Consider the following 15,625-nt stretch of genomic DNA (forward strand, 5'->3'; position numbering starts at 1 on the left):
TGCCTTAGTCAAACAGCCGTTCACCCCTACGGTAGAACGGCTTGTGACTCGGAGATTGGCTTTGGGGAAATGCTCTGAGTTTATTTCCAGTACCTAGCTACTCGCTGAGGTGGCACTGGCAGGTAGCTCTAAACAATAGCCAGCGCCGTATACCGTCTTAATAAACTTGGGATGCCGGGGGTCTGGCTCTAGCTTAGTGCGCAAGTGACGCACGTGGACGCGAATGGTCTCAATGTCATCGTTGGGCTCGTAGCCCCACACCTCTTGCAGTATCTGACTCGGAGAGACAGTCTGCCCGTGACGCTGGAGTAAACAGTGCAGCAGCTCAAACTCCAGATGAGTCAGCTTAACGGTGCGGTCAAACCAGATCGCCTCATAGCGCTCTGGGATTAATGTCAGGGGGCCGTAGTTAAGAATTTCGCTGTGCTTAGCCGCCTGAGGAATGCGATCGGTACGGCGGAGCAGAGCCCTCACCCTGGCCAGCATCTCGTCTAGCTCAAAGGGCTTGGTCAAGTAGTCGTCGGCACCAGCATTAAAGCCATCGACCTTGTCCTGGGTCTGACTCAAAGCGGTCAGCATGAGCACGGGGATCTCTGTGGTGCGGCGATCGCGGCGAAGACGCTGGCACACCGTCAAGCCATCTACCTTGGGCAACATCAGGTCGAGCATGATCAGGTCAGGCAGTAGCTGCACCGCCAGGGCTTGCCCCTTAATACCATCTCCCGCCTGGTTTACGTCGTAGCCCGCCATCTCTAAGTTGACAGAGACAAGTTCTGCGATCGCCGGATCATCATCAATGACGAGAATACGAGGCATTACTACTCAAACTTCACAAACTAAACATTACCCTGACGCTGTGTCGTTCCTAAACTCGGTCGGCATGGGGATAGCAGCCCAGGGCTACAAGTAATGTAACACCCTCATGTAAAGAGCTATGTCGGAACAATACCTTTTGCAGCAAATTATAAGCAAGCCGCTTCAGTTTCTCCAGCATTCTATATGCTGCGGCTCGACTTAAGCTTTTCTTTGGATTTGGCGCTGCTTTGGTCGGTCGTGAAATGCCATTGACCAAGTCTCCATCGCTCTCTGAAAACCTTGGTTCGGAGGTGGCGCTGACTGTCAGCCTTATGCCAACGCCATGCACCCACTACGTTTAGGCGATAGAGACAAAACGCTCAGGTTGACCTAGATTTGAGCCAATCGTCAGTTTTACCCTCAGGGGCCAGTGGCCGACCTGACCGTAGGGCTCCACCTGACGGATAGGAGAATTCTTATGCGTCAGCAGAGCTTCGGCATAACGCCAGCAAAAGCTTCTGGGAAAACTCTGCTGATCAAGCATCTCAGAACTAAAAACTCCCCAGGTAGGATTCGAACCTACGACCAATCGGTTAACAGCCGACCGCTCTACCACTGAGCTACTGAGGATTACGCGCAAAACTTATAATAGCGACAAGAGTGCAATCTTGACAACCCCAAAAAATATTTTTCCTGCCGAATCCGACGGACGGATGCAGAGAGGTGGCGGCGCGGCATAAGGGGAGATGGCTGGCGGCGGCGGTGCCAGAGTCCTGGACAAGGGGCGGGGGCTGCTTAGAAGACCTTGATTGGAGAATTTTAGCCGCGCTGATTCTAAGAACTGGAGAACCCGTGATATGATTTAAGACTGTGTCGAAATCTAGTAACTATGCCTAAGCTCAAGTCTCGCAAAGCTGCTGCCAAGCGCTTTCGCCGCAGTGGCAGCGGCAAAATTATGCGTCGCAAGGCGTTTAAAAATCACCTCTTGCAGCACAAGAATGCTGGTCGTCGCTCTCGGCTGTCTAAGATTGCCGTAGTGGCCGAGGAAGATGCCCCAAACGTAGAATTGATGCTGCCCTATCTCTAGGGTGAGTCGGTAGGTTCCTCCGCAGATCTATTTGGCTTGGTGCTGGGTCAAACGCTTGCCTGAAGGCAGTTTTTCTCTTCAAAGCCAGGATCGCTGTAATGTCAGTTTCAATCTCCATCGTCCCAAAGGTTTAGTAGTCATGGCACGTGTCAAGCGCGGCAACGTAGCACGCAAGCGCCGCAACAAAATTCTCAAGCTGGCCAAAGGGTTTAGAGGCTCTCACTCTAAGCTGTTTCGTACTGCTAATCAGCAGGTTATGAAAGCCCTGCGGTATGCCTATCGCGATCGCCGCAACCGGAAGCGCGACTTTCGTCGTCTGTGGATTACCCGTATCAATGCGGCTTCCCGTATGCATGGTCTGAGCTACAGCCAGCTGATTGGTCAGCTTAAAAAGGCCAACATTGACATCAATCGCAAAATGCTGGCCCAGATGGCCGTACTTGACCCCAGCGGCTTTGCGAAGGTGGTTGAAGTCGCAAATCGGGCCTAGGGCGTAGCCTAGGTCGTTGGAAACCTTCCGCGACAACGCTATGCGATGGAGCTTGCTTGGGCTAGGTTTAGCACTGGGGGTACAGCTGTCTGTGCTCCCAGTTTCTGCTGCTGATCTCGACACTATTCGCGATCGCGGTCATCTTATAGTGGCAGTACGCGAGGGGTGGCGACCACTGAGCTTTCGCGACGGCGACGGCAGCTTAGTAGGTTTTGAAATCGACATTGCCCAGGGGCTAGCCACAGAGATTTTTGGTCGCCCCGACGCGGTGGAATGGATTGTGGTGCCCAACCATGACCGACTGGACGCTGTCCTAGACGATCGCGCCGATGTGGCGATCGCCGGTATCACCCTGACCCCAGGACGACAGCGGCTGGTAAACTTTAGCCCTCCTTACTATCTAGACGGCACTGGCGTGTTGGTTCGCGATCCTCGCTTTCGGCGTCTGCAAGACCTCCAGCGGGCAAAACTGGGTATTTTGCAGGGGTCTAGCGCTGTGGCCGTTGTCCGCTATCTGCTGCCTCTGGTTAGCCTGACGCCGGTAGATAGTTACCAGAGCGCGTTTAGTCAGCTCAGCACCGGTCAAATTGACGGCTTCGCTGGCGACGTAACGGTGCTGACCGGATGGCAGCAAGACCACAGTAACTACCATTTCGTGCCCAGTGTGCTGTCGGTAGAACCTCTGGCGATCGCCTTGCCTAAGGGCACCCAGTACACCGATCTGCGCCGCTTAGTCAGCCAGACGGTCAGTGCCTGGCACCAAAGCGGCTGGCTAGAAGATCGAGCTACGCTCTGGGGGTTGCCCTAGCCATGGCAATATAAAGTAAATCTCAACTGCGGACAAAGACCGGATGGAAAACAGCAACCTGCTCCTCGTATATCTGGGTATTCTGCTGGCCTTGCTGAGCGTTGCCGCCTTTTTTGTGGTGCGCCAAGTGCTCAAGACCCGCCGCATTGAGAGCACCTTGGGTCGACTCCAGTCGAGGCTGACCAAAGAAAAGGGCACCGCCCAGGAATACTACGAACTGGGTAGCCTGCTGCTCGATAAAAAGCTCTATACCCAGGCGGCCCTCTATCTGCAGCAGGCGCTCAAGCAGATTGGTAACGATGAAACTGAAAATGCTGCTGTGGTCTACAACGCCCTGGGCTACTCATACTTTGCCCAAGAACAGTACGATCTGGCCATTCGCAACTACAAAGAGGCGCTCAAGATTTCTCCTGAGTACGTCACTGCGCTCAACAATCTAGGTCACAGCTATGAGCGCAAGCAGCTGACCGCTCAGGCGTTAGATATGTACGCCGCCGCCCTCGAACTGGAACCCAGCAATAATACGGCCCGTCGTCGCGCTGATTCTCTTAAAAAGCGTCTGGCTCCTAGCGATCGCTAGTCGGCTATCCCCATATTTTTTTGCCCCCTGATCGCAAATCGCATCCCTTGGGGTATATAGAAAGTAGGGTCATCTCAAGGAATTTCTAAGAAGAAGATACCGGCTCAACCTAGCGACCGTAGCCGCTTTAGGACAGGAGCTGCCCACCATAGGGAAAACTATCGTCCAGAAATTGCTTTGAGTTCCGCAATTCTCACCGGTGAATCTACCTCTTTCGACCTGTTGTTGTTTCCAGGGAGTGGTTTATGCGCCTTTATTACGGTTCGTCTATTGCTCGCGTTTTATCGTCGCTGACGGCGATCGCTGCCCTAGGGTTGGTTGGCCTAGTGGGCTGGAAAGCTTTTGAGACTTGGCAATCTGACCCAGCCCTGCAGGAAATTCAAGAGATTTTGCAGCGGCAGCAGTAGTCGCCGCTGGTATCGCCTGTCCTGTTAGGATGTGAAAGTTCTCTGCTGAGCCATTGTCATGTCGGAGTTGTCGGGGTCGCCAGCGCTGCCCAGTCGTGCTGATGCGGCTGTCTACCGTATTCTAGATGCCAACCTAGACCGGGCCCGCGAAGGGTTGCGCATCATTGAAGAATGGTGTCGCTTTGGCCTCAATCATCCAGCTCACACAGAACAACTCAAACATCTGCGCCAAACCTTGGCTCAGTGGCACGCCGCTGAGCTGCGGCTGTGCCGCGACACCCCTGGCGACCCTGGGACGGTGATCACCCATCCTCAGGAGGCCGAGCGCACTAGCGTAACCGCAGTGCTCCAGGCCAACTTTTGTCGCGTTCAAGAGGCTCTGCGGGTTTTAGAGGAGTACGGCAAGCTCTACCGCAGTGACCTGGCGGCAGGAGCCAAATCAATGCGCTACCAGGTCTACACGTTAGAGAGTGAAATTCTTGGGGGGCACCGATTGCAGCGGCTGCGCCAGGGATTGACCTACCTGGTCACCTCCCCCAGCGATCGCCTGCTGCCGGTAGTAGAGGCTGCTCTCCAAGGGGGGATCGCCCTGGTTCAGTACCGCGATAAAGACACTGACGATCACCTGCGGCTAGAGCTGGCCCAGCAGCTACAGGATCTCTGTCACCGCTACGGGGCGCTGTTTTTGGTCAACGATCGCGTCGATATTGCCCTGGCGGTCGAGGCTGACGGGGTGCACCTGGGGCAGACTGACCTACCCATTGCTACGGCCCGCCAGCTACTGGGTAGTCAGCGTATCATTGGCCGCTCCACCACCAACCCCGATGAGATGGAGCAGGCGATCGCCGAGGGCGCTGACTACATCGGCGTTGGGCCAGTCTTTGCCACCCCCACCAAGCCGGGCAAAGCTGCCGCCGGGCTAGACTACGTGCGCTATGCTGCCGAGTATGCCACCGTACCGTGGTATGCGATCGGTGGCATCAACACCGACAATCTCAGCGAGGTGCTCGAGGCTGGGGCCGAGCGAGTAGCCGTGGTGCGAGCCATTATCGATGCCGAAAACCCTATTCTGATAGCTCAATACTTTGCAGCCCAAACTAACCATCGCCACACATTTCACACCGTTGCAACCCCGATAGGCTAATGCTTGATCCCACCATCGACACCTTCTACGTTCTGGTCAATGGCGAGTCGCAGCCCTGTAAAACCAGTACCCTGCTGCCAGACTTTCTCAGCGCCCTCGGGCTCAACCCACGCCTGGTAGCCGTAGAGTACAACGGTGAAATTCTCCATCGGCAGCTGTGGGAAACTACCCGTCTGCGCCCCGATGACCGGCTTGAGATTGTCACTATCGTCGGCGGTGGCTAGCGAGTAGTATCTAGTGCCCAGAGTACGGGTTTCCCCCGTTAATTTGTTGAGGTCAGCCCCAGTAGTTCTAGCGCTTCGCGTTAAATTAGAGACACAGCAATTCACGTTAAGACTTCGTTTTTACCCGATGGTTAAACAACTCCTTCAACGCCTGAAGCCCCTGATCAAGCCTCTGATGGTCTTGGTCTTAGCTTTGGTTTTAGTCTTTGGCAACGCCGATGGGGCCTGGGCTGCTGCCGGTGGTCGCATCGGCGGCGGCAGCTTCCGTGCGCCTGCCCCCCGCATGAGCCCTGCCCCCCGCACCTACGCCCCTGGTGGCGGGGGTGGTTACTATCCTGGCGGTGGCTTTGGTTTTCCCTTTCTGTTTCCGTTTATTGGCATTGGGGGCGGCTTTGGCGGGTTGTTTGGCCTGCTGGTTTTTATCGCTATTGCCAATGTGGTGGTGCGCGGTCTGCGCGGGGCCACCTCTGACGACGGCTATGCAGCCCCCGCTGGCAGCAGCAACCCACCGGTGGCTGTAGCCAAGCTGCAGGTGGGGCTTTTGGCCCAGGCCCGAGAGCTGCAAGATGACCTCAACCGTCTGGCCACCACCGCTGACACTGGCACCTCTGAGGGGCTGGCTAAGCTGCTGCAAGAGACTACTCTGTCTCTGCTGCGCCACCCCGACTACTGGGCCTACGCCGCTAGTGAAGATAAGCAGACTCGCCTACTCAGCGCTGAGCAAGAGTTTAACCGCTACACCCTCTCGGCCCGCAGCCGATTTAGCGCTGAAACTCTCTCTAACGTCAACAACCAAATTACCCAAGCAGAGCCCAAAGCCATGCTGCCGGGCAATGGTGACCAGGCTCCTGGAGAATACATTCTTGCGACTGTGGTGGTGGCTACTCAGGGCAAACTAGACCTGCCTGATATCTACGCTACGGCTGATCTACGCCAGGCTTTGAGCCAGATTGGGGCTGTCTCTAGCGAAAATCTGTTGGCAGTAGAGGTGCTGTGGACTCCTCAACAGTCTGGAGAAACCCTGAGTGCTGATGAGCTGGTTGCTAACTATCCGGAGCTGAAGCTGATCTAAGCCGCTGATTTGGCTAGTAGGGTAGTCATCACTCCCGGTGGGCATCTCTAATCAGGGACGCCTGCCGGGAGTTCTGGTTTAGGGACATCGCGCCACAGCAGCCGTTTGACCCGTTCCGCCTTCCGGGCACTCCTCCACGGGAGGGGACGGTGTTGTTCTGAGCTAAAGTCAGGGCTTTGAATCTCGACTCGGTCTCGGAGGCTTGGGGAGACTTTAGACCGTCACCGCGTAGTCGATCAGTTGCAGCAATCGCGATCGCAGGGTTTCTAGCCCTAGCCGCTCGGTGGCAGAGACAAATAGCGCGTTGGGGTATTCGTCTTGGGCGATCGCCAGGTCTGCACTGCTAATGCGATCGCTCTTGTTAAACACCAGCAGCATCGGCCCCGGCACGATGGGCATTTGCTTGAGAATCTGCGTCACCCAGTGGATCTGGTCTGGCCAGGCGGGGTGCGACACATCTACGACGTGGATCAAAGCGTCGGCCTCGGTGACCTCCTCTAGGGTGGCGCGAAAGGCATCCATCAGAGAGGCGGGCAGCTCTTCGATGAACCCTACAGTGTCGGTGAGCACCAGCTGGGTGGCCTCGTGGGTTTGGGGGTCGGTAATAGACAGACGGCGGGTGGTGGGGTCGAGGGTGGCGAATAGCTGGTCAGCGGCATAGACATCGGAGTTAGTCAGGGTATTCACCAGGGTCGATTTGCCCGCGTTGGTGTAGCCCACCACGGCGATGGAGGGTAGATTGTCGTCCTGGCGGCGGTGGCGCAGGCGCGCCCGGTGAGCCTGAAGCTGATTGACCTCCTGCTGGAGTTTATTAATGCGACGCTGAATGGCACGGCGCTCGGTCTCCAGCTTGGTTTCCCCCGGCCCTCGGGTACCGATGCCACCCCCCAGGCGCGACATGGCCTGGCCCTGCCCCCGCAGGCGGGGCATTTGATACTCAAGCTGGGCCAGCTCGACCTGTAGCTTGCCCGCTCCGCTCTTGGCCCGCTGGGCAAAAATATCGAGAATTAGCTCTGTGCGATCGACTACGCGAATGCCCGTCAGGCTCTCCAGGTTGCGCACCTGGGTAGGCGATAGATCGCGATCGAATACGACTAGATTGGCCCCTACGGTCTGGGCGGCCAGGGCCACCTCCTGCACCTTGCCCGCCCCCAGCACGGTTTGGGGGTGGGGCCGAGCCCGCTTTTGGTAGAGGGTGTCGAGCACTTCGCCGCCAGCACTGTCTACCAGACGCTCTAGCTCCGCTAGACGCTGCTCAAAGTGGGCCATGGTCTGGTTGTTGGTAAACAGACCGACAACCAGAACGCGATCGCGATCGTCCTCCACCTGTCGGCTGGTGTAGGCGCGGCTAAACTCTGCCTCAATACCTTCGGCCAGGGCGACAAAGTCTTGCTCAGCCAAGTCCTCTAGGCTGAGAAGGCCAGACACAGTCCAGCGCTGCTCGGGGTGGGGCACCAGATGGGCCACATAGGCTCCGGCGATGTAGCCTGTGGCACCGCCGCCCCGGCGGGTAAAGCCGGTGCCCGTCAGCGCCAGCCCCACCAACACATCTAGCCGCTGCAGGGCCATGGTGGTGAGAATGGCCTCGCCGGGAGGGTCGGGTTCAAACTGGGTAGCAAGGCAGCGAATGCCGCTGAGGCGCTCGGCCCCGTAGCGCGGCAGCTCCTGGGGTGGAATTTGGGTCTGTCGTAGACTGCCCACTCCGACGCGAATAACTTGGCCACGGCGGTTGACGTAGGCGCACACCGGGCTATCGAGATCGGTGCTCACCGCCGCTAGGCGCTGGGCAAATTCAGGGGTGACGACGCAGTCTCCAGGCAGACGCTGGTGATAGAGGCGCTGCAACTGCTTGAGCTGGCTGGGCTTGAGGCCCTTGAGATTGCCGTAGACCGTTTCGATAGGGCTAGTTAACTCCTGGGTACAGTGGAATATGCCATAGTAATTGGGCCGAAGTGAGAGCGTCAATGACCCTTCAATATTCTAATGATCCTGCGGGCGATCGCCGTCAAGGTAGTCTTTTGCGTTGGTCATGCCCAGCCCGCAGCCGAGGGCGTAGCTCTGTACCAGACCCAGAGTTTGTAGTCGATCGCCGTCAGCTTTACAAGTATTTAGACTCTCTAGAAGGTCTGTCGGGCGAATAGACCGCCCCTCTAGCGCCGCGATCGCGGGCGATGCCCGTTCTAGCTGCCCAGCAAAAAGTGATCCACGGCTGAATTCGGTTTATAAATCTCCTAACACTCAATGAAGATTGGGTGTATTCTTATTTCGAGTTTAACTCTGAGCCAAGTTCAGATGTGGAGTTGTGCCCGTGGGAAAGCTATATTTCCCGAACTGGACTTGATATCCATTAGCCCTTAACCAAGCCCTTGGGATAATCCGTCATGAGTACAGAATTTCAGTCAGATGCCTATACAGATCTTGAGAAGCCGGTGCTCGATGTAGACGCATCAGAATCTGCCGCTGATGCCCTGGGTGAGGAAACTAGCCGCCAGGTCAAACAGGTGTGGGAAAAAGTCTCTGGCCTACTGGGTAACCTGCCCGACTACGTCACCGAGTTCTTTAAGCAGTACCGCCGCCCTATCGTCACCGTAGGGCTGATTGTCGCCGCTATTATTGCAGTCAAGCTAGTACTGGCTCTACTCAGTGCGATTAACGACTTTCCGCTGCTGGCTCCTACCTTTGAGCTAATCGGCTTAATCTACAGTGGTTGGTTCCTCTATCGCTACCTGCTCAAAGCCGAGAACCGGCAAGAATTGCTGGGCGATATTGCCGCTATTCGTGACCAGGTTTTGGGTAAAGGCTAGCGGGAAGTTTTGGCTTAGAGATTTTGGATTTTAGCGGTTGGTCTCAGCCTGGCTGAGGCCATTGAACCCGCTGCCCGACGGGCAGCGGGTTCAATGATCTAAGATTATTCTCTCCCGGTACGGTAACCGCCCCCTGTGGCTGCCAATCTCGCTTCCTATACTGGTAACATAGCCGGTCGCTTGATTTAGCGTGGTCGTTAGAGTCCAGGGGGTTATTACATCTATGGCGCAAACTGTAGCGCAGACAAAAACTATCACCCAGGCCGTTGAGCGCCTGGGCCATCGGGTCACTGTGGGAGATGTCGCCGCCGAGGCTGGTCTGCCGCTATTAGAAGCCCAGCGAGGGGTTCTAGATCTAGCCACTGCCGCCCAAGCTCACCTCCAGGTGTCTGAGTCGGGGGAGATCGCCTACGTCTTTCCCAAAAATCTTCAGGCAGTGCTGTGGAGCCAGTCTTGGCGGCTGCGATTGCAGAGCAATTGGGAAAAGGTGTGGCGGGTGCTGTTTTACCTGATCCGCATTTCCTTTGGCGTGCTGCTAATTTTGTCGCTAGTGCTGATCGTAGTGGCAATTACCCTCCTAGCAGTGGCCGCCAGCAGCGCCAATCAGCAGGGCGACGATCGCCGCCGCGACGGCGGTGGCGGCATGATCTTTTTACCTCGCATGTGGATTGGCCCGAGCCCGTTTCGTATGTTTGAGCCGCCGGGTCGTCGCCGGGTGCAGCCCCGCACGCCCTCAGAGATGAACTTTCTCGAAGCGGTGTTTTCGTTCTTGTTTGGCGACGGCGACCCCAACGCCGATCTCGACGATCGCCGTTGGCAGAGCGTTGCCCAAGTCATTCAGGCAAACGATGGTGCCGTGGTGGCTGAGCAAATTACCCCCTTCTTGGGCGATCTAGGTCAGGGGTGGGACAAAGACCTCGAAGACTTTATGGTGCCAGTGCTGAGCCGTTTTAACGGTCTGCCCCAGGTTAGCCCCCAAGGCGGTATTGTCTATCAGTTTCCTGAGCTACAGGTGACGGCCAAGGCCCAGCGCAAAATTACCCCGCCCCGCTTTTTGCAGGAGCTGCCCCGCAAATTTAGCCAGGCAACCTCTGGTCAAATTATGGGGGCCATTGGCTTGGGCAGCGCCAACCTGATTGGGGCATTGGTGCTTCGCAGCATGCTGCAAGACCCAGGCCTGGTGGCCCAGGCGGGTAGCCTGGTGGTCTTTGTCAGCTCTATTTTTTGGGTGCTGCTGGGCTACGGGGCGGCATTCTTGGTCGTTCCCCTGGTGCGCTACTTTTGGGTGCAGCGACAAAATAGCCAAATCGCAGCTCGTAACGCCGATCGCGAACAGCGGGCCGAGGCGCTCAAACAGCTCACCGACGACCAGCGCGAAAAGCTGGCCTTTGCCCAGACCCTCACCGCCCAAACGGTGCTCGGTACCGACGACCTGGCCTACACCACTGAGACCGATCTGACCGAGCAGGAGATTGCCCAGAAGGACAAGATCGACGCTGAGTGGCAGCGGCTGTTGGAGCAGCGAGGCGGATCGTAGTAGGGGTATTGCATGCAGTGCCCCTACGGACGTGGATCGACGATCGCCCCCACAAACAGCAGCGCGCCGGTATTGCGATCGCGAATGGCAGCTACAAAAGGCCGATCTACCACCATTTCAAACGAGTCTTCTGGCGGCATCGCGATGGAGGTGGGCATGATGCCGATCGCGGTGCTGGCAGCGGCTTCGGTTCCTTCTTCATTGACCTCGATGAAGGTTTTGTGGCGCACCTGGTTGATGAAAGCCTCGATCTCGCTCAGGCCGGAGAAATCGGCCAGGCCAGGCTCAAAGGCAATGCCCATGCCCAGGGCTTTCAGCGCTGGGATCAGGTTGGCCTCGTACTCAAACTGAAATTTAGGCAGCTGAATGCTGCCGGGGCGCGATCGCATTTGATTCATCCAGCCCTGCCAGGTGTCGGCATCGAGCTGGGCTGCCACGGTGGACAGATCCGCACCAGACTTGGGCAAAATCACCTCAAAACTGAGCGCACCGCTGCCGTAGGGCAGACTCACCGCCTGAAACTGGTCGGTTTCGAGATATAGGTAGTCGCCATTTTGAGCCATCAGGGGATGCTGAATGGTCTCGCCGCTGGCTAGGGTAAAGGGGCGATCGACGGTGAAAGCCGGTTTAAAAGCCTCGCTCCAAGACCCCTTAAAGTACACCGCATTCACCAGCACTAAGAGCTGGCCGGCGGGCAGGTCATCCACGATGGTGGGAATGCGATCGCGGGTGTGCTCTTTCACCCAGCGATTGATGCGATCGGCGGCGGTGGGCAAGCTAAAGTCGAGGGCCGCCACCTCGGCCCCGTAGCTAGCCGCCATGCGCTGGATGTAGTCGTCGCGCACCGGCAGCTGGTCGTTGACCCACAGGGAGTTGGCGATCGCCAGGGCCACCTCGGGGTCAATCTGGGTCAAATACTCGGTTAGCGCCTGGTTGCCTGCATTGAGCTGATCAATGTCTAGGCCTTGGAGCTTTAGGGTATTTGCGATCGCCGTCTGAGTCTCACCCCCGGCACCGTTGTAGGCCATGGCTAGGGCCAGAGCCACACTGGTCGGCGACATTAGCACGTTTTCGTTGGGCGACGCTTGCCGCAGTTGGTCAAATAGGGCAAAGCCAAAGTCTAAATGAGCCTGGACAAGGTCTCTAGTCACGGTAGGGGCCTGGGTCAAACGGGTGGAGGGCTGACTGCCGTAGGGCGTCGGTGTAGGGGCAAGGGGGGGCTGAGCCTGGATCTGGGCACAGCCTATTGCCAGAGCTGCCAGACCGCCAGACAACGCGGCCCAGGCCATCCATAGGTGTTTCATAACAACGGTTATTGATTAACGCTGTACCTACCTTGGCATAGGGGTACGGCGCAGATAGAGCGGTTACCGGAATGGAAACTGCCTGGCAAGGCTCACGCAATCGCAAAACGCCGCGTCGGTCTTGACCCCCTGAGGATCTATGGAGGGCACTGCCGCTCGATGGCCCTGGGTTTGCAGCGCCTCGATGAGGCGATCGCGGTTGGGAATATCGATTTGCCCCCGGCGGCCAATCTCCCCCAGGGGGTAGTAGTAGGGCGGCAGGTCAATCTCGGTAGCCATGATTGTCAGTAGCCGTCCCTGGGCCTGCCAGCCCCAGCTTTCAGCCAGCTGCCCCATGGCCGTCAGAGTTGTCCTGTCGTGCAGCGCCCCCAGCCACATGGGCCCGCTCACCACTGGGGCATCCTGCGTTCCGCAGGGGCACCTCACCCGGCCCAACTGTCGCCATGCCACCGTTTGAAAATGGCCGCAGCCGTGGCAGTAGCCTAGAAATCCATAGTTGCTGGCGTTTAGCGTGGGCTTGTTCACCAGCCGCACCATGACCCGATGCACCTGTCCTGTAAACAGCGAGAAGACTGGCTCGATGCCCAGCCCCCGGGCCGCTGCCGTCTGGGCCGCGTGACCAATCATCAGCCGCAGCCCCTGCTCATGGACGGCGGGGTGCGATCGCGCCCAGGCCCCGTAGGTGCGCAGACTGCGCTCTGGGTCGTGGCCACCGGTCGATCGCCCATCGGTGCTGGTGAGGTAGAGCATACCCCCAATCCGCGTGGCCCACAGGCCGTTTTCGACGTGGGGGGCCGGGCTACCAAAGTTGTCAATATCGACCAAATCGTAAAAGTCTCGCCCCTGATAGCAGGAGAAGAACACCTGGTTGGCATCTCCTTGGGTGAGGCGGTAGGTGCCGTCGGGCAAAGCCGCTAGATTGGCCCGCAGCACATCGGCCAGGTCAGGGTTGCCCTCGTTGGCCCAGACAAAGTCGGCCCCGGCCTCTAGCCCGTAGCGCAGGGGCCGTACGCCGCAGCCGGTCATGGCGTCGAGCACCCGCAGATGGCCGTGGCGCTGCCGATAGACGGCGGCAGCCAGTACCGCCAGATCTCGGGCGATCGCACTTTTAGATCGGTAAAAGGCCCCTCCGACGGCAAAGGTGGCCTGGCCTTCCTGTACAAGGGGTGCGTCAGAAGGGGGCGTGCCCTGGGGCGCTGAACTATGAAATACCGTGTTCTGGCATGGCGAATTCTGGGATGGGCCGGGTATCACCGGGCGGCCTCAATGGCCTTAGCGATCGCCCCTTCGAGGGCAACTTTGTCGAGTTCGGTGAGGACAAACACCTCCTGCACGGTCTTGCCTTTGCGGGCGATCAGCTTAAAGCCACCGCGAATAGGCACCGACACCTTGACCCGCAGCGCTGGGGAGTGGGCTCTCACATTTGCGATTACCCCTGGGGTAACGGTGCCAATGCCCGGTTGTTCTAAAAGCCGTTCGAGGATGGGAATCAGCCCAGGTAAATGGGTGGAGTGGTTCCAGACTAGGCGACCGTCCGAGGCTTGTGTCATGGGTAGTTGTAGGAGGAGGTTATGAAATTAGGCTTTTTCTAAGGGGGCCATGGTCAAACCGGCGCGGGTGAGCTGGGTGTGGTACAGCTCGGCCTGCTCTAGGGGGCCAACCCAGACGATTGCCTGACCATCGTGGTGTACCTGGTTAGTCAGCTCCCAGGCGCGATCGCTGCCCATCCCCGGAATGTACTTCATCAGACATTCGGCTACATGTTGAAAGGTATTGAAATCGTCGTCGAGAACGATGATTTTGTAGTTGGGGTAGGGTTGGCGGGTGGTTTGGCGGGTTTTCTCGGGGGCGATGGTCGGGGCTGAAGAAACCGCTTGGGGCAAAACCGGAGTCATAGGGCTGAATCCTGAAAGTATTGTCCTGCTAGTGTTCTCGAAATCAGATTTTAATTTCACTAGTGTATCGAATTCTGTGGCCCTTCCCAAGCTGTGATGGGGTTTTCTGCTGATTGGCCCCAGAGCGATCTTGGTAACGACAAAACCCCGTGGGCTGCCACCCACGGGGTTAACTCTACTGCCGACCCGAAACCAATACCAAACCCATGGACTTGGTATCGATTGGGTTGATATAGCCTAGGCCAGCAGAATCTGGCCCGCCGCTGCAACCCCCGACCCCGGAGTGAACTGGTCGTAGCCCAGCTTCGTCAGCGAGGCTTCGATCGCAGCCACGGCGGTCAGCACATCGCGATCGCTCACAAAGCCCAGGTGGCCGATGCGAAAGATCTTGCCCTTGAGGTGGTCTTGGCCACCGGCCAGAGCGATGTCAAACTGCTTTTTCATCACCGATCGAATTTGCTCGGCGTCTACCCCCTGGGGCATGACGGCGGTAATTGCCGGGCTGGCGCAGTCGTCAGCGCCGTACAGGGGCAGGTTGAGGGCGGCCATGGCGGCGCGAGTGGCTCGTTTCTGGCGATCGTGGCGGGCAAAAATCGCCTCTAGCCCCTCTCGCTGCATCATTTGCAGGGCAGCATGCAGGGCAAAGAACAGGTTCACCGGTGGCGTAAATGGAGTTGTATTTTTGGCCGCGCCCTTGCTGTAGGGCTTGAGGTCGAGGTAAAACTTGGGCAGCGTGGCGGTCTCGTAGGCCTCCCAGGCTTTGGCGCTGACGCTGACAAAGGCCAGCCCCGGCGGAATCATATAGCCCTTTTGGGAACCGGATGCCACCACATCTAGACCCCACTCATCCACAGGTACAGAGCAAGCCCCCAGGCTCGTCACGGCATCGACAATGATCAGCGCCCCGTGGGCTTTAACGTAGCGGTTGATGGTTTCTAAATCGTTGAGCACCCCGGTGGAGGTCTCGCTGTGAGTGATGATCACCGCCTTGATCTCTTTAGCGGTGTCGGCCTCTAGCGCCGCCTTAAAGTCGTCGGGGTTTAGCGGCTTGCCCCAGTCAGCGACAATTTCCTGGGTGTTGAGGCCGTAGGCGCGGGCCAACTCGCCCCAGCGTTCGCCAAACTTGCCGTTGTTGCCCACCAGCACTCGGTCGCCGGCGCTGAGAAAGTTGATGATGCCGGCTTCCATCGCCCCGGTGCCGCTGGCCGCCAGCACCAGCACGTCGTTTTGGGTCTGGTGCAGCCATTTGAGGTTTTCGGTGACCTCGCCCATCAGGGCGCTAAACTCGCCGCTGCGGTGGCCCATGGGGTGCTTGGCCATGGCCAACAACACCTGCTCTGGCACGGGGGTCGGCCCCGGAATCATCAGCATCAACTTGTTTTCCATGCCTGCTACTACCCAACTCTGCAACTGAAGGAACAAACCTCCAGCTTATCAACAAGGGCAGAGCCTGTTGATTTTTTTTGGTCTATTGCCCA

Annotated in this window: 18 protein-coding genes and 1 tRNA gene; 11 read left to right on the forward strand and 8 right to left on the reverse strand. The window is 57.7% G+C overall.

The window, feature by feature from the left end; all coding sequences use genetic code 11:
- Nucleotides 1-93: 93 nt before the first annotated feature.
- Nucleotides 94-816, reverse strand: a complete 723-nt coding sequence (locus AC0QKW_RS22285) for a response regulator transcription factor (RefSeq protein WP_473153305.1) — start codon at nt 814-816, stop codon at nt 94-96.
- A gap of 537 nt (nt 817-1,353) precedes the next feature.
- A tRNA-Asn gene (locus AC0QKW_RS22290) sits at nt 1,354-1,425 on the reverse strand.
- A 259-nt stretch (nt 1,426-1,684) separates the two neighbouring features.
- On the opposite strand from AC0QKW_RS22290, the gene rpmI reads away from it, so the two are divergent.
- From rpmI to AC0QKW_RS22330, 8 genes are all read left to right on the forward strand, one after another.
- The gene (gene rpmI, locus AC0QKW_RS22295) at nt 1,685-1,882 is read left to right on the forward strand and encodes a 50S ribosomal protein L35 (RefSeq protein WP_473153306.1); all 198 of its coding nucleotides are present in this window, start codon (nt 1,685-1,687) and stop codon (nt 1,880-1,882) included.
- Nucleotides 1,883-2,021: 139 nt separating this feature from the next.
- Nucleotides 2,022-2,372 carry a 50S ribosomal protein L20 gene (rplT, locus tag AC0QKW_RS22300; RefSeq protein ID WP_473153307.1) on the forward strand — a complete coding sequence of 117 codons (351 nt, stop codon included), beginning with the start codon at nt 2,022-2,024 and terminating at the stop codon, nt 2,370-2,372.
- 40 nt (nt 2,373-2,412) lie between these two features.
- Nucleotides 2,413-3,180: a transporter substrate-binding domain-containing protein gene (locus AC0QKW_RS22305; protein WP_473153308.1), complete on the forward strand. Its 768-nt coding sequence runs from the start codon at nt 2,413-2,415 to the stop codon at nt 3,178-3,180.
- Nucleotides 3,181-3,223: 43 nt separating this feature from the next.
- Complete coding sequence (locus AC0QKW_RS22310; RefSeq protein WP_473153309.1) at nt 3,224-3,760, forward strand: tetratricopeptide repeat protein; 537 nt, start codon at nt 3,224-3,226, stop codon at nt 3,758-3,760.
- A 245-nt stretch (nt 3,761-4,005) separates the two neighbouring features.
- Nucleotides 4,006-4,167, forward strand: a complete 162-nt coding sequence (locus tag AC0QKW_RS22315; RefSeq protein WP_473153310.1) for a hypothetical protein — start codon at nt 4,006-4,008, stop codon at nt 4,165-4,167.
- Nucleotides 4,168-4,225: 58 nt separating this feature from the next.
- Nucleotides 4,226-5,311 (forward strand): thiamine phosphate synthase, encoded by a 1,086-nt coding sequence (locus AC0QKW_RS22320; RefSeq protein WP_473153311.1) that lies wholly within the window; start codon nt 4,226-4,228, stop codon nt 5,309-5,311.
- Nucleotides 5,311-5,535, forward strand: a complete 225-nt coding sequence (gene thiS, locus AC0QKW_RS22325; RefSeq protein ID WP_473153312.1) for a sulfur carrier protein ThiS — start codon at nt 5,311-5,313, stop codon at nt 5,533-5,535. The genes AC0QKW_RS22320 and thiS overlap by 1 nt, the downstream gene beginning before the upstream one ends.
- A 127-nt stretch (nt 5,536-5,662) precedes the next feature.
- Nucleotides 5,663-6,607, forward strand: a complete 945-nt coding sequence (locus tag AC0QKW_RS22330; protein ID WP_473153313.1) for a DUF1517 domain-containing protein — start codon at nt 5,663-5,665, stop codon at nt 6,605-6,607.
- A gap of 213 nt (nt 6,608-6,820) precedes the next feature.
- On the opposite strand, the gene hflX is transcribed toward AC0QKW_RS22330, so the two are convergent.
- Nucleotides 6,821-8,506 carry a GTPase HflX gene (gene hflX / locus AC0QKW_RS22335; RefSeq protein ID WP_473153659.1) on the reverse strand — a complete coding sequence of 562 codons (1,686 nt, stop codon included), beginning with the start codon at nt 8,504-8,506 and terminating at the stop codon, nt 6,821-6,823.
- A 65-nt stretch (nt 8,507-8,571) separates the two neighbouring features.
- Here hflX and AC0QKW_RS22340 point away from each other — a divergent pair, with 65 nt between their 5' ends.
- The 3 genes from AC0QKW_RS22340 (at nt 8,572) to AC0QKW_RS22350 (ending at nt 10,948) form a co-directional block, all read left to right on the forward strand.
- Nucleotides 8,572-8,748, forward strand: coding sequence for a hypothetical protein (locus AC0QKW_RS22340; protein WP_473153314.1), 177 nt, complete (start codon nt 8,572-8,574; stop codon nt 8,746-8,748).
- A gap of 240 nt (nt 8,749-8,988) precedes the next feature.
- Nucleotides 8,989-9,411 (forward strand): CAAD domain-containing protein, encoded by a 423-nt coding sequence (locus AC0QKW_RS22345; RefSeq protein WP_473153315.1) that lies wholly within the window; start codon nt 8,989-8,991, stop codon nt 9,409-9,411.
- Nucleotides 9,412-9,634: 223 nt separating this feature from the next.
- Complete coding sequence (locus AC0QKW_RS22350; protein ID WP_473153316.1) at nt 9,635-10,948, forward strand: hypothetical protein; 1,314 nt, start codon at nt 9,635-9,637, stop codon at nt 10,946-10,948.
- A 23-nt stretch (nt 10,949-10,971) separates the two neighbouring features.
- On the opposite strand, the gene AC0QKW_RS22355 is transcribed toward AC0QKW_RS22350, so the two are convergent.
- The 5 genes from AC0QKW_RS22355 to AC0QKW_RS22375 all read right to left on the reverse strand — a co-directional run bounded on the left by AC0QKW_RS22355 (nt 10,972) and on the right by AC0QKW_RS22375 (nt 15,533).
- Nucleotides 10,972-12,252 carry a serpin family protein gene (locus AC0QKW_RS22355; RefSeq protein WP_473153317.1) on the reverse strand — a complete coding sequence of 427 codons (1,281 nt, stop codon included), beginning with the start codon at nt 12,250-12,252 and terminating at the stop codon, nt 10,972-10,974.
- Between the two features lie 63 nt (nt 12,253-12,315).
- Nucleotides 12,316-13,506, reverse strand: a complete 1,191-nt coding sequence (locus tag AC0QKW_RS22360) for a tRNA (guanine-N1)-methyltransferase (protein WP_473153318.1) — start codon at nt 13,504-13,506, stop codon at nt 12,316-12,318.
- On the reverse strand, nt 13,503-13,802 hold the full coding sequence (locus AC0QKW_RS22365) for a DUF2103 domain-containing protein (protein WP_473153319.1): 300 nt from the start codon (nt 13,800-13,802) through the stop codon (nt 13,503-13,505). Before AC0QKW_RS22365 ends, AC0QKW_RS22360 begins: the two co-directional genes overlap by 4 nt.
- Nucleotides 13,803-13,829: 27 nt before the next feature.
- Nucleotides 13,830-14,147: an ATP-dependent Clp protease adapter ClpS gene (gene clpS / locus AC0QKW_RS22370; RefSeq protein WP_473153320.1), complete on the reverse strand. Its 318-nt coding sequence runs from the start codon at nt 14,145-14,147 to the stop codon at nt 13,830-13,832.
- 237 nt (nt 14,148-14,384) lie between these two features.
- On the reverse strand, nt 14,385-15,533 hold the full coding sequence (locus AC0QKW_RS22375; RefSeq protein WP_473153321.1) for a pyridoxal-phosphate-dependent aminotransferase family protein: 1,149 nt from the start codon (nt 15,531-15,533) through the stop codon (nt 14,385-14,387).
- Nucleotides 15,534-15,625 lie beyond the last annotated feature (92 nt).

The organism is Pseudanabaena sp. PCC 9330 (genome assembly GCF_055795045.1).

Bases quoted from the DNA above. Each gene is read 5' to 3' on its own strand.
- AC0QKW_RS22285 (WP_473153305.1), bottom strand. From the start codon at position 816: ATGCCTCGTATTCTCGTCATTGATGATGATCCGGCGATCGCAGAACTT.
- rpmI (WP_473153306.1), top strand. From the start codon at position 1,685: ATGCCTAAGCTCAAGTCTCGCAAAGCTGCTGCCAAGCGCTTTCGCCGC.
- rplT (WP_473153307.1), top strand. From the start codon at position 2,022: ATGGCACGTGTCAAGCGCGGCAACGTAGCACGCAAGCGCCGCAACAAA.
- AC0QKW_RS22305 (WP_473153308.1), top strand. From the start codon at position 2,413: ATGCGATGGAGCTTGCTTGGGCTAGGTTTAGCACTGGGGGTACAGCTG.
- AC0QKW_RS22310 (WP_473153309.1), top strand. From the start codon at position 3,224: ATGGAAAACAGCAACCTGCTCCTCGTATATCTGGGTATTCTGCTGGCC.
- AC0QKW_RS22315 (WP_473153310.1), top strand. From the start codon at position 4,006: ATGCGCCTTTATTACGGTTCGTCTATTGCTCGCGTTTTATCGTCGCTG.
- AC0QKW_RS22320 (WP_473153311.1), top strand. From the start codon at position 4,226: ATGTCGGAGTTGTCGGGGTCGCCAGCGCTGCCCAGTCGTGCTGATGCG.
- thiS (WP_473153312.1), top strand. From the start codon at position 5,311: ATGCTTGATCCCACCATCGACACCTTCTACGTTCTGGTCAATGGCGAG.
- AC0QKW_RS22330 (WP_473153313.1), top strand. From the start codon at position 5,663: ATGGTTAAACAACTCCTTCAACGCCTGAAGCCCCTGATCAAGCCTCTG.
- AC0QKW_RS22340 (WP_473153314.1), top strand. From the start codon at position 8,572: ATGACCCTTCAATATTCTAATGATCCTGCGGGCGATCGCCGTCAAGGT.
- AC0QKW_RS22345 (WP_473153315.1), top strand. From the start codon at position 8,989: ATGAGTACAGAATTTCAGTCAGATGCCTATACAGATCTTGAGAAGCCG.
- AC0QKW_RS22350 (WP_473153316.1), top strand. From the start codon at position 9,635: ATGGCGCAAACTGTAGCGCAGACAAAAACTATCACCCAGGCCGTTGAG.
- AC0QKW_RS22355 (WP_473153317.1), bottom strand. From the start codon at position 12,252: ATGAAACACCTATGGATGGCCTGGGCCGCGTTGTCTGGCGGTCTGGCA.
- AC0QKW_RS22365 (WP_473153319.1), bottom strand. From the start codon at position 13,802: ATGACACAAGCCTCGGACGGTCGCCTAGTCTGGAACCACTCCACCCAT.
- clpS (WP_473153320.1), bottom strand. From the start codon at position 14,147: ATGACTCCGGTTTTGCCCCAAGCGGTTTCTTCAGCCCCGACCATCGCC.
- AC0QKW_RS22375 (WP_473153321.1), bottom strand. From the start codon at position 15,533: ATGGAAAACAAGTTGATGCTGATGATTCCGGGGCCGACCCCCGTGCCA.